Origin of the sequence: Paraburkholderia pallida, assembly GCF_004524855.1 — a bacterium.
Taxonomy (GTDB): Bacteria; Pseudomonadota; Gammaproteobacteria; order Burkholderiales; family Burkholderiaceae; genus Paraburkholderia; species Paraburkholderia oxyphila.
On record NZ_CP038152.1, the window covers coordinates 178552 to 191500 of the forward strand.

The 12949-nt window shown below is 65.1% G+C and carries 9 protein-coding genes and 1 pseudogene; 3 read left to right on the forward strand and 7 right to left on the reverse strand.

The genetic code is table 11. The features are described 5' to 3' along the window. Nucleotides 1–93 precede the first annotated feature (93 nt). The 3 genes and pseudogenes from E1956_RS43350 (at nt 94) to E1956_RS43360 (ending at nt 5421) form a co-directional block, all read left to right on the forward strand. Nucleotides 94–2793, forward strand: a pseudogene (locus E1956_RS43350) (helix-turn-helix transcriptional regulator). A gap of 187 nt (nt 2794–2980) precedes the next feature. Continuing rightward, nucleotides 2981–4666 (forward strand): fatty acid--CoA ligase, encoded by a 1686-nt coding sequence (locus tag E1956_RS43355; protein ID WP_134760019.1) that lies wholly within the window; start codon nt 2981–2983, stop codon nt 4664–4666. Beyond that, complete coding sequence (locus E1956_RS43360) at nt 4663–5421, forward strand: SDR family NAD(P)-dependent oxidoreductase (RefSeq protein WP_134760021.1); 759 nt, start codon at nt 4663–4665, stop codon at nt 5419–5421. The genes E1956_RS43355 and E1956_RS43360 overlap by 4 nt, the downstream gene beginning before the upstream one ends. A gap of 135 nt (nt 5422–5556) precedes the next feature. On the opposite strand, the gene E1956_RS43365 is transcribed toward E1956_RS43360, so the two are convergent. The 7 genes from E1956_RS43365 to E1956_RS43395 all read right to left on the reverse strand — a co-directional run bounded on the left by E1956_RS43365 (nt 5557) and on the right by E1956_RS43395 (nt 12852). After that, nucleotides 5557–6168: a GNAT family N-acetyltransferase gene (locus E1956_RS43365; RefSeq protein ID WP_134760023.1), complete on the reverse strand. Its 612-nt coding sequence runs from the start codon at nt 6166–6168 to the stop codon at nt 5557–5559. Continuing rightward, nucleotides 6165–7256 (reverse strand): PHA/PHB synthase family protein, encoded by a 1092-nt coding sequence (locus tag E1956_RS43370; RefSeq protein ID WP_134760025.1) that lies wholly within the window; start codon nt 7254–7256, stop codon nt 6165–6167. The genes E1956_RS43365 and E1956_RS43370 overlap by 4 nt, the downstream gene beginning before the upstream one ends. A gap of 3 nt (nt 7257–7259) precedes the next feature. Beyond that, nucleotides 7260–7667, reverse strand: a complete 408-nt coding sequence (locus E1956_RS43375; RefSeq protein WP_134760027.1) for a hypothetical protein — start codon at nt 7665–7667, stop codon at nt 7260–7262. 75 nt (nt 7668–7742) lie between these two features. Next, entirely contained in the window at nt 7743–9077 is a 1335-nt protein-coding gene (locus E1956_RS43380) for an alpha/beta hydrolase (RefSeq protein WP_134760029.1), read from the reverse strand. Between the two features lie 108 nt (nt 9078–9185). Next, complete coding sequence (locus E1956_RS43385; protein WP_134760031.1) at nt 9186–10499, reverse strand: MFS transporter; 1314 nt, start codon at nt 10497–10499, stop codon at nt 9186–9188. 30 nt (nt 10500–10529) lie between these two features. Beyond that, nucleotides 10530–11699, reverse strand: coding sequence for a porin (locus E1956_RS43390; RefSeq protein ID WP_134760033.1), 1170 nt, complete (start codon nt 11697–11699; stop codon nt 10530–10532). Between the two features lie 94 nt (nt 11700–11793). Continuing rightward, nucleotides 11794–12852, reverse strand: a complete 1059-nt coding sequence (locus E1956_RS43395) for a beta-keto acid cleavage family enzyme (RefSeq protein ID WP_134760035.1) — start codon at nt 12850–12852, stop codon at nt 11794–11796. Between the last annotated feature and the right edge of the window lie 97 nt (nt 12853–12949).

Genomic DNA, 12949 nt, shown 5'->3' on the forward strand with positions numbered 1-12949 from the left:
GTGGGGAATACACGGATCGAACCAGCCGGCAAGCCCATTTCCCCAACCCGACACCGCCCGCAGGAGCGCGCTCCAGGGTCACGGACGCACCGGATGCCCCCCGCCCCCGACGATGACGACAGGCACGCTTGCGAGCTTCTGCTGAAGACAGTTGCGCCACGCGTGCCTGCGCACTTTCTTGCGCGGCCGCGGCTCAGCTCGACCGAGCCGGCACTGAAATCCCGGCAAATCACCGTCGTTCAGGCGCCAGCAGGCTTCGGCAAGACCTGTCTGCTTGCGCAGTGGCGGCGCGAATGCCTGATGCGCGGAACGGCGGTCGCCTGGCTCTCGGCAGATGAGCGCGACGATCCGCGCCGGCTGCTGCTCGGACTCGTGCACGCGATCAGGGCGGGATGCGCGCGTCCGCAATTCGGCCGCACGGTGCTCGAAGGTGCGATGGCGCCGCCCCGTGACCTCGACGGCTTGACGGGCTGGCTAGCCGAAATCGCGCAGCTCTCGCTCGACATCGTGCTGATCGTCGACGAAATCGAGCGCTTGCCGGCAGCGAGTATCGAAGCCCTGAGCTATCTGTTCCACAATGCGCCGCCCAACCTGCAATTCATCGCGGCTGCACGGCAGGGGCTCGAATTCGCGGCAGCCGACCTGGAGGCCTACGGGCAAGGCGTGAAAGTCGGACCGGAGGCCCTGCGCTTCCGTTTCGACGAAACGATTTCGCTAATCCGGAGCCGATTCGGAACGCGAGTCAACGCCGACGATTGCGCCCGGGTTCATGAATGCACCGATGGCTGGCCGCTCGGTTTGCAGCTTGCGCTTGCCGCCATGGACCGCGCGGGCGATCCGTGCCGGGTAATCGACGCCATGTCCACCCATTCCGGCACGCTGCGCGATCATTTCGTCACCGGGTTGATGTCGGCGCTCTCCAGGGAGGACAGCGAGTTCCTGACGCGCATCAGCATCGCCAATGCGATCCACCCCGACTTGTGCTGCGTGCTGAGCGCCGACCCGCGTGCGGCGGAGCAACTGGCCCGCCTCGTGCGTGAGACGCCCTTCTTCACGACCGCGGAGAATGCCGCGTGGTGCCGGCTCCACCTGCTGGTCGGCGATGCGTTTCGCGTGCGCCTCGCCGGTTTGCCGGCGGCCGAGCAGGCGCAGTTGCACGCGCGCGCAGCGAATTGGCTGATGCAGCATGGAATGATCGAGGAGGCGGCGCGGCATGCCCATGCGGCCGGAGAGCATCAAATTGCCTACGAGCTGGCGGAGCGGTGCCTGCACGATGCCGTTACGCAAGGGCATTTGGGCGCGGTGCTTGAGTGGCTGAAACTGATTCCGCAGCAGGAGCTGGAGCGGCGCCCACGTCTACGGCTTGCAGCGGCCTGGGCGCTGGCGCTCGGCGAGCGGCACGGCGAAGCGCAACAGCAGGTTGAACGGATCCTCGCGTCTGCCGATACGGATGTCGCATTGCAATACGAATGCGCGCTGATCACGAGCGCCGCGGCGTTCTACTCGGATGAATTCGATCGCTTCATCGACATCTTCGAGCCCTGGGTCGAAGCGCCGCCGCAAGGCCCGGCGTGGTTGTTGCAGGCTCATGCGAACCGCCTTGCCACGCGTGCAATGCTCCACGCCGAGCCGGCGCAGGCGAGACGCGGCCTGCAGGCGATCCCGCGCGGCGAACTGGACAAGCGCACGGGCTATATCGCGCGCTGGGGCGATCCCTCCATCGGCCAGAGCTATTTCGTGGAAGGCAAGATGCATCAGGCCGAGCAGGTGCTTCGGCCGGCGCTGGAAAGCGCCGAGACGGATCTGGGCCGGCGCCATCCGCTCACGTGCATGTTCGCCGCAACGCTCGCCGCTGTGGTCTATGGCGCCGATCGCATCGACGAAGCTTCGACGCTGCTGGCAAACCGGCTCGACGTGCTCGAGCATGCGGGCACGCCGGACACGGTCATCTACGGTTATCGCACGGCGGCGTGCGTTGCAGCGGCGCAAGGCGTGGCGCATCGCGCGCTCGATCTGCTCGACACGCTGGACACGATTGGCAGCGAAAGGCGCTTGCCGAGGCTGTGCATCGCCAGCCTCGGCGAGCAAATCCGCATGCACGCCGGCCGATATCGCGCCGAGACCTGCGAGGCACTCGTGCGGCGCATGACTGAAATCGCGACGGGCCACGGTGCATCCCAGACGCGCTGAGCCCGCTCGGTCGCGTTGCCGCACACGCTATCCCAGGCCTATGCCGCGATGGCCGCCCGCCGCTGGCGCGAGGCGCTCGAGGTCCTCTCGCATGCGGGCGAGCTGGCCGAGACGATGAAGCTCGGTCGCGCGCGCATCGAAGTGATAGCGTTGCGCGCCTGGGTCATCGAGCAAACGCAAGGCCATGGCCGCACGCTGCTGCTCGAGGCAATCAATCTGGCGCAGACGTTCGACCTGATGCGCATCATCGTGGACGCGCATCCCGAGCTCGCGCACTGGGTCGCGCGGGTGAGCGACGAGGCGCTGGCAGCGGCGCGCGGCACGCCCGTGCTTGCGGCCCGGCACATCGTCCCCACACCGGCGCCACGCGCCATGGAGGGACCGCGCGCGTTGCCCAGCATGGTCTTCACGCCGAAGGAGCGAGAAATCCTCGAGCTGCTCGCACGCAATCTGTCGAACAAGGAAATTGCGCTGGCGCTGGCCATTGGCGAGGCGACCGTCAAATGGCATCTGAAGAATCTCTTTCGCAAGCTCGATGCCAGTACGCGCAAGCATGTGGTGCACCGCGCGACGGCACTCGGACTGCTGGAAAGCAGCGACTGAAACGCTCGCCGGAGCGGCACGCCGGCTGCGGCCGTGCGGGATCCGCGGCGGCAGGGCCGCGTGTGAGATATGGATACTCGATAACCCTCCCCCTCCACGATGGGGGGAAGTCGAACGCCTGCGTTCAGTATGCTTGGCACGATGACGCGGCACGTTGCTGCGCCGCTAGCCCTATGAGGTCGTCTTCGTGTCAGCGCCCCTTACACCCGATGCTTCCGGAAACCTGATCATCGCAACCCCGTCGGCCTACGCTTATCCATTGCTCATCAAGCAACTGCTGCTGAATGCCCAAAGCGTGAGCGCCGATCAGGAGATCAGCTACCGCGGCAAGCTGCGCTATGCGTTTGCCGATCTGCGCAAGCGTATCGGGCAACTTGCGTCCACGCTTGAAACCCTCGGCGTGAGGCACGGGTCCACCGTCGCCGTGCTCGATTGGGATAGTCACCGGTACCTCGAATGCTACTTCGCCATCCCGATGATGGGCGCCACGCTATTTACGGTCAACGTCCGCACCTCGGCCCAGCAGATCGCCTACGCGTTGAACGACTCGCGTGCCGAGCTGGTGCTCGCGCACGCGGACTTCCTGCCGGTTCTGGAACAGATCCAGGCGGAGCTGACGTTCGTGCGCCAGGTCGTGGTGCTCGCCGACGGCAATCCGCTGCCCTCGACCACGCTCCCCTTCGTCGGCGAGTATGAGGCGCTCCTCGCGCCGGCATCGCCGGATTTTGTTTTTCCCGAGTTCGACGAGAACACGCGCGCCGCGATGTTCTACACCACAGGCACCACGGGCGACCCGAAAGGCGTGTGCTACAGCCATCGTCAGATCGTGCTGCACGCGTTGACGATCGCGACGAGTTTTTGTTCGCCGCGCGAGGGCCAGCGGCTGCATCGCGAAGATGTCTACATGCCGATCACGCCGATGTTCCACGTGCTCGCCTGGGGCGTGCCCTATATCGCCGTGTTGCTCGGGCTGCGCATCGTGCTGCCCGGCCGCTATGTTCCCGAGCAGTTGCTGGCGCTGCAGCAGACCGAACGCGTCACGTTCTCGCATTGCGTGCCCACGATCCTGCAGATGCTGCTCGACGCAGCCCGCCGCGAAGGCCGCAAGCTCGATGGATGGAAGATCGTCATCGGGGGCTCGGCCCTGCCGCCCGCACTGTGCCGCGCCGCCGTCGAGCAGGGCATCGACGTGTTCGCAGGCTACGGAATGTCCGAGACGGGCCCCACGGTCGCGCTCGCCCAGTTCCCTCCGGGCGGCGTGCCCGCCGGGCAAGACGAGAACATACGAAAACGCGCCATGACTGGACGCCCGCTGCCGATGGTGGACCTGCGTGTGGTCGACGACGACATGCGCGACGTGCCGCGCGACGGCGTGACACCCGGCGAGATCGTGCTGCGCGCGCCGTTCCTCACGCTTGGGTATCACAACCAGCCCGAGGCGTCCGAAGCGCTATGGCGCGGCGGCTATCTGCATACCCAGGACGTTGCGGTCATGACGCCGGATGGCTATGTGCAGATCGTCGACCGCATCAAGGACGTGATCAAGACCGGCGGCGAATGGGTCTCGTCGATCGAGATCGAGGGGCTGATCGCCGAATTGCCGGATGTACAGGAGTGCGCAGTAGTCGGCGTCAAGGACGACAAGTGGGGAGAACGGCCCATGGCGCTCGTGGTGCCCATGCAGGGCAGCTCGCTCGACGTCGAAGCGGTGCGCCGGCATCTGCTCGGGCATGCCGACGCGAAGCGCATCAGCCGGTATGCGGTGCCGGAGGCGAGCCGGATCGCGTTCGTCGCTGAAATACCGAAGACGAGCGTGGGCAAGATCGACAAGAAGGCCATCCGCAACTTGATTGATCGACAGGAGACCGCATGAGACTGGAGAGCTATCGCGACCAGACCGTCATGATCACGGGGGCCGCTGGCGGCTTTGGCGCCCTGCTCGCGGCGGAGCTGGCGCAGACGGGCGCGCGTCTGGTCCTCGCGGACCGCGACGCAGAGGGGCTGGAACGGCTTGCCCGGACACTGCTCGATACGGGTGCTCAAGTGCTGGCGCAGCGTTGCGACGTGACATCCGAAGCCGAGGTCCAATCGGTGGTCGCAGCCGCCGTCCGGCGGTTCGGACGGCTCGATGTCGGCATCAACAATGCCGGTATTCTGCTGCCGATGAAATCGCTGGCCGAGACCACGGAAGCCGACCTAGACCGGAGCTTCGCGGTTAACGTCAAGGGCGTGTTCTTCGGTATGAAGCATCAGATTCTCCAGATGCTGGCGCAAGACGGCGGCGTGATTCTGAACGTGGCCTCGCTCGCAGGCCTCTCAGGCGCGCCGAAGCTCGCGGCGTATGCGGCCGCGAAACACGCCGTGGTGGGCCTGACGCGCACCGCGGCGGCCGAATATGCGCGCAACAACATTCGCGTCAACGCGGTTTGCCCGTTCTATAGCGCAACGCCGATGGTGACCGGGAGCGAGATCGGCGCGAAGCAGGACATGCTCGCGCAAGGTGCGCCGATGAAGCGGCTCGGGCGGCCAGACGAGATGGTCGCGGCGATGCTGATGCTGTGCGCAAAAGAGAATTCGTATATGACGGGCCAGGCGGTCGCCGTGGACGGTGGCGTTTCAGCCGTGTGAGCAAGGCCGGGAACGGCGAGGCGTGCCGGTAGCGCAGCGAGGGCGCGCGGGACACCTTCATGGCTTGCTCACACGCTCGAACAGCGCAGTGTCGCGCGCCGCCCACTGCGTCAGCGGGCGGCGACGCGTGGCGCCTTATCGTGGACTCGTGTCATCCAGCGCGTCGCCGTATCCATACAGCGCGTGGCGCATGGCCACCGCGTCGACATCGTGACTGAGCACCACCAGATCATGCAGCTTGCCATCCTGGTCGGCCACCTGGCGATGCAGCAGCGCTTCCGCCCGAAAGCTCAGTTCCTCGAACACCGCAATCGCGGCCCCTTGATCGGTCGTCATCTGCGCAACCAGCTTTTTCAATCCGCGCTCGAGCGCCTGCGCAAAACACGCCTGGATCAGCGCCCGCCCGAACCCCGTGCCGCGCGACGCGGGCGCAACCAAAACACGCAGCTGGCCGACATGCCTCGACCAGCTCAGATTGTCCGTGACGATAGCGGTGCAGCCGATCACCGTCCCATCGTGCTCGCGCGCGATCAGGCTGGTCACCTCGTCGCCGTCGAGCGCGCGCATCCACGCGTCGATGACCTCCGGGCGGCGGACGTCGCGCGGCACGAACAGCAGATCGTGCACCGGCAACGTGGCGATGAACGTGATCACCGCGACGCGGTCGTCGCTCGTCATCCGCGCGATCTCGATCTGCTTGCCTGCGCTTTCGATGCTCAGGGGATAGCTAGGTGATGCTTGGGTCATAAGGAACGTCCCTCCAGCCAGGAATCGAGTTTGGGCCACATGCGTTTGATCGCGTTTGCACCGGCGGCGATGCTCACATGGCCGCCCGGCAACACGACCTCCTCCTTGTCGGACGAGCCGACGCGCTCGACCAATGGGCGCGCGCAAGCCGGTGGCACGATATGGTCGTACTGCGCAACGATGTGCAAGAGCGGCACCGTGACCTTGCCGAGCTCGACGAGCCGCCCGCCGATGCGCAGCGTGCCTTCGTACAGGGCATTCTTTTGCAGCAGTTCCCGCGTCATCTGACGAAAGTAGCCACCCGGAACCGGCAACGTCTCGTTGCCCCAACGCTCCATCATGCGGTAGCCCTTGACGAACTGGTCGTTCCAAAGGTTGTCCCACAGCCTGACCTGCCCGGCAATGCGGCTGGCCGGGCGCAACGCGTCAAAACCCGCGAGCACGAAATCCGCCGGCACGACACCGACGCCATCGACGAAACGGTCGACATCGAAACTTCGCTCGTCCGCCAATGACCGGAACAGATCCATCTTCGAGAAGTCGACCGGCGTCGTCATGCAGACCAGGTTCTTGACCGGCCCGTCAACATGCAGCGACTGGTAGATCACCGACAGCATGCCGCCCGCGCAGTAGCCGAGCAGCGTGACATCCTGCTCGCCCGAATCCTGTTGCACACGGCGGATGCAATCGGGGATGAAATCGAGCACGTAGTCGTCGATCTTCAAATCGCGCTCGTCGTCCGTTGGCGCGTTCCAGTCGATCAGGTACAAGTCGTAGCCGCGCCCGAGCAGGAACTCGATCAGGCTCTGCCCCGGCGCGAGATCGAGGATATACCCCTTGTTCGTCGGCGCCATCACGACCAGCAATGGCAGGCGATAGACCTCGTCGACAACGGCGCGGTAGTGCACCAGTTCCAGCGTGCCGCGCCGGTGCAGCACGGTCTTCGGCGTGCGTCCGACCGACGGCGTGTTCAAGCCGAGCAGCTCCATGCTCTTGAGGCCACGCTGCACGGCGCGCTCGACCTCGAGCTGCAGGCGCTCGGCCAGCGCGGGATTCGCGCGCTTCTTTCCCGTGGACGGCGAGGCCATCGTTCAGCCCCGCCCGGCAGGCTTGCCGCGGCGCGCGGGTTTCCCGGCGGCCACGGCTTCGGTGGAGGACGCCGCGCCGGGAGGACGGCGGGTTCGCGCGGGACGCGGCGCGGACGTGGCAGACGCCGCTTGCGGCAACAAGCGGTCGAGCTTTTCCTCGATGCGCCGCAACGACACCGCGAGTTCATCGACCGCTTTGCGGCTTGGCAGATTGGCGCGCCGCAAGTATTCCTCGATGGTCTTCTCGAACCATTGCTGCATGCCGAGCGAGGCCGACGAAAACTGATGCAATGACTGGAGCACTTCCTGCGATTTCAAGCTGCCGGCCGCGACCGCGTTGGCGTCGTTCTCGAGTTTCGACAAGGCTTCGCGCCAGATCTGAAACGGATCGGGAAATAGAGAGGAAGCCATATCGTTTATACCGGTCGACAGAGCGGGATGGGGACGCGCAAATAGCGGGCACGCGCGCCGCGCAAACTCAACGGGTCAGGCGCGTGCATGTGCATTCCCCTGGTAGGTTTCAATTGCCTGAATCGGCGCGAAGTACTGCCCGAGCAGCTCGCGGCAGACGGATACCGGATTGAGCAGCGGGAAGGCGTTCAGGGCCTGGGTCCAGCCGAGGTCGGTCAGCGTGCTGTGGAGCATCGTCCAGCGCCAGCTCTCGAGCCGCTCACCGAGCATGAGCCACGCAATCGCCAGATTGCGGCTCATGGGAAGTCCCGCCCATGCACCATCGTCGCGGCATTGCGCCGATAGCTCCATGGTGCGGTCGGCCGGCGCCGCCGTTTCGCCGGCGGGCGCTGCCAGGCCGAGCCGAAGCGCCGCGCCAATGCGGTCGAGCGCATCGCGCGCCGCCCGCAGCACGCCGTCGAAATTCAGGAAGCCGTGGAACTGGCCCGCGTAGTGCAGCAATTCGACCGGCACGCCGGCTTCACGCAGACGCCCGGCGTAGGCCAGGCCGTCGTCGCGGATCGGGTCGAAGCCTGCCGTCACGATGAGCGCCGGCGGCAAATCTCGCAGTTCGCGGGCGAATGCAGGCGAGATCGTGGGATCCGCAAGATCGGTGCGCCCTTGCGTAATCAGCCGCCGAATCGCATCGATACCGTCCGATGTCAGGATATAGCCGCCCGCGTTTTCCGCCCTGGAAGCGAAATCGTCTAGCAGATTCGTGGCGGGATAGGCCAGCACCTGAAGCCGCAGCGCCGTGCCGCCTTGCTCGACATGACGCTGGGCCACCGAGGCGGCGAGATTGCCACCGGCCGAGTCGCCGCCCACAGCCAGGCGCGTGGTATCGATGCCGAGCAAGCGGCCCTCGCGGGCAACCCAGTCCACCGCGGCCATGCAATCGGCCCGGCCGGCATACAGGTCGTGCTCCGGCGCCAGACGGTAGCGCACCGCAACGACAATCACGCCGCTTGCCGCCGCGATATGCCGGCAAATGGCATCGGCGGTCGCGAGTCCGCCCATCATGAAACCGCCGCCGTGAAACCACAGGAATGCAGGCACGGCCTCGGCCGTCAGTGAGGGCCGATACACCTTCACCCGGATCGGCTCATACGGCCCGGGAATTGCGTGTGTCTCGACACGGGCCACCACATCCGCGCGGCCAAGCGCGAGCGCGGCCAAACGCCACGCCAGCCGATGCTGGCGCAGGTTGAAACGGTCAACCGGCTTGCGTTTCATGAGATTGAGCACATTCAAAAGCACTTCGGCCTCCGGATCGGGGCTGGCGGCACGCAGGCACTTCGGACGTCCGGGATCGCACCGCTCCGGCGTACCCGGTGGATTCGAAGTCCCTTCTTCGCTTGTCGTCGAATTCACGGGCCCTCCTCGCGCACGTTGTGAAATATCGCGGCATTGGCTGACAATCCAGGAATCCTCACGCTGGATGCGAGGAGCCGTTCCCTTCCGGAAAGCCCGGGCGATCCCTCAGGCATGCGCCCGTCGTGCACGCTCGAGGTCCCCAGCGTAATACCGCTTGCCTAGCGCAAACGCCAGCATCGAGACGAGCCCGACGCAGGGCAGGACTTGCAACGCACCGTGCAGGCCGATACGGTCCGCGACGAAGCCCGTCACGAACGGACCTGGCGCCATGCCAAGCAGGCTGTTCGCGAGCGTGAGCGTCGCGAAGACCGAGCCGTGGATGGCGGCGGGCGTGACGTTGGCCACCATCGCACCGGACGGCCCATTGGTGCCGGACACGACGAACATGGCGGCAGCAATCAGCACGAGTTGCAGGGTGCCGTCAGGAACGCGGAAGGCGACCGCGAGCAACAGGGCCGACATGGCGCAATAGGCGAGCGCGATGCCCCACTTCCGGGTGGGATCGCCCTTGCTCGCGCGATCCACCAGCATGCCGCACAGGACCATGCCGAGTCCGTTGATGAGGACGAATCCCGCCGCCATCACGCCGGCGCGTGCCGGCGGCATGCCGTAATAGCGGTTGAGATAGCTTGGCAGCCACGCATAGAGTGCGCCGCCGACGAAGACCTGCAAGCCGCTGCCCAGATAGGCAAAGCGTGCGGACACCGACGCGAACAACCCTTCAAATACGATCCGGGCGCTCTGTGCGAGGCGCATCCGGCCCGGCGCCGCGCGGCATGCAGTTTCGATGCGGTGCGGCGCGAGCCGCGCCTCGGTCACGACGGCGCGATAGAGCACGACGAGCACGATGCCGAAACCGGCCATGGTGCCGAACGCCCAGCGCCAACCCAGGTGGGCCATGATCACGCCGCCGAGCGCCATGCCGATGACCGAGCCTAGCGCGGCACCCGCCATGAAGCTCGCGGTCAGCGACGAGCGCAGGTGCGCCGGAAAGATGCCCATGATCAAGGCGGGCCCGACTGCGCCATACGACGCCTCGCCCAGCCCAACCAGCGCGCGCGCCAGCAGCATGTTGCCGTAGCTCGTCGAGAGCGCGCAGCCGAGCGTCGCGAGGCTCCAGAGCGCCGCCATCAATACGATGCTGCGGACCCGTCCCCAGCGGTCCGCCAGTATCGAGAGCGGCAGCGTGAGCACGCCGACCATCAGTGCCACCACGCTGTTGAACGACCCGAGCTGCGCATCGGAGAGGTGCCAGACGGCCTTGAGCGCCGGGAAGACGGCGTTGAGCACCTGCCTCGACATATAGTCGGATAGCATCAGGCCGATGGTGAGCACGAGCACGACCCATGTATAGGGATGAGGCGTGGTGCGCATGGCCCGATCATGCTTCGCCAGGGCATCGGCGCGCGGGATATGCATGCTTGTCTCCTTCGATTGCATTTCGCGCCTTCAGAACCGATGGCCCATGCCGAGGATCGCCACGATCTGGTGGTTGTTCGATGACGGAGTCACGGGGCCGATTTCCGCGACTGCGGGCGAGCCCAGCGAATTCGTTCCCGCCGCGTGCTGGTAGATCGTCCCCCCGTAGAAGTCGGTTCGCTTCGACACGAAGTAGTCAAAGCCGAGATCGACTTGCTGGTAGCGAGCGGCGTTCACGCCGGAAGAATGGGTATAGGCATACGATGCGCCGAGCAGGAGTGCCGGAGTCAACATGAATTTGAAATTCAGCTCGCCGATGTTGAACGTCTCGCCTCCCCGGTAGCCCGCTTCGGTCACCGTCAAGCCGGCGACCGTCGTCGCGCCGAGGTCCGTATAGCGCGTGTTGCTATAGACGGCGGCAATCGTCGCGCTGCCGAGCGTGTACGCGGCCCCTGCGGCGAATATCTTTTGTGCGCCTGCCGATGCGTAACCCGCGTTCACCGGACTCCACATGTTGTTGCCGGTTGCACTCGACGACGGGTTATTGCCGTAGAACGAGAAGTTGGGCTGGTTGGCCACCTGATAGCCGATGCCCAGCGTGACGGCGCCGTTCGCGTACCCCGCGCCGAGTGCCCAGATCTGATGCTCGGGCGTCGAGCCCGGCACGCCACCGAAGCTGTACATGGCCGAGCCCGTGAACCCGTAGAGCTTGGGCGTCGTGTAGATCACGGCATTGTTCACGCGATTGAAGCTGTCGAGATTGTCGACGTCGCCAGGATGCGCGCCATAGCCCGAGCCGCTGAAGGCCCAGCCTCCGCCCGACGTCAGTGGCCCCCCGACATACCAGTAGCCACTCGAGTATTGGCGGCCGAGTGTCAGCGTGCCGGCATTGCTGGAAAGACCCACGTAGGCCTGTCGGCCAAAAACGGCACCGCCCTGCAGCGATGCGCCAGTGTTATTGGTAAATCCGCTTTCGATGGAGAAGATCGCTTTGAGGCCGCCGCCCAGTTCTTCGGTGCCGGTCAAGCCCCAGCGATTCGCGGTCTTCGCTCCACTGGTCAGGAAATATTGGCGTTGTCCGCCCGCGTTCGAGTTGAAAGTCAACGCATCGTCAACCACGCCGTACAGCGCAACACTGCTCTGCGCATGGGCCGCAGAAAGCGAAAGCAATATCGAAATCCCGCCTGCATATTTTTTCAACTTGTCTCCTCCGACTTTATTTAATTAGGTAACCATACTTGATTGGCAGGCCCACGACGCGGCGCGCGTGTGCACCGTCGTTCATCATTGCTGGTCAGGCGATCTTGCGCAGATAGCCTTGTTGCCCGCCGTTGCGGTTGGGCGCGAAGCCGTTGGCCGCCAGGGTTTCTTCCACCGTGTCGTAGAACACACCGATCTTGCAGATCTCACGCGCCTGTTTGGCCGTGGCAATCGGCCGGCCGAAGATGCGCGCGATGTCCACGAGTTGCTCGATCTGCGCGACCGTGCCGATCCTGGCCGTGCGCGACTGGTTCCATAAATTGTCCTCAGTACCTGTGCGCACGTGGAGGCCCATCGCGATACCCATCATGTTCACCGGCAACACGTTGAGCACGGAGCTTTCCACCGTCAGCACCGCGCCATCGGGCACCGCGCGCACGAAGTTGGCCAGGCTGTAAATATTCGGCGCGTCCATGCCCCCGCCGATGGCCACCCAGTTCAGCACCAGCGGCCCCCTGTAGATGCCGCGGCGCATTAGCCGCTCCACCGATTCGAAGCTGTTGATGTTGTAGCACTGGAACTCGCTCTGAATGCCCGCGGCCGTGAGGCGCCGGATATGCTCCTCGGCCCAGCCGGGCTGTGCCGGCACCGTCATCTCCTTGTAGGCGTTGAACACCACCGGGTCTTCCATCGAGGTGCCCTTGATGTCGCGCGCATCGAACTGCTCGAGGAAATTCATTTGCGATGTGTTGATCGTCACCGTCACCTGGTCGGGCTTGGGGTCCAGCTCGGCCAGCATGTGGCGCGTGTCGTCCGATAGCCATTTGGCTGCTGCGCCCTCGGTTTCCGGCGCGAAACTGATGGAGCCGCCCACCTGGATGATCATCTCCGGCACGCGCGCACGGACCCCGGCAATCAGCTCGTTGAACTTCGACAGGCGCTTGCTGCCCTTGCCGTCCAGCTCGCGCACGTGCAGATGCAGCACCGTCGCGCCGGCGTTGTAGCAGTCCACCGCCTTCTGTATCTGCTCCTCCATCGTGACGGGAATGTCCTCGGGAAAGTCCGACGGCACCCACGACGGCGCATAGGGGGCGGCCGTGATGATCAACGGCTGCTGGTTTTCGGGGAACAGGTGTCCGTCGAGGAAATTCATGGCGTGTCTCCTGGGAAAACTAATAATGCGGTGGCGATGATTGGAACTTGGCGCGTAGCGTCCTGGCGCCGGCAACATCAGATTCACACCAGAAGAA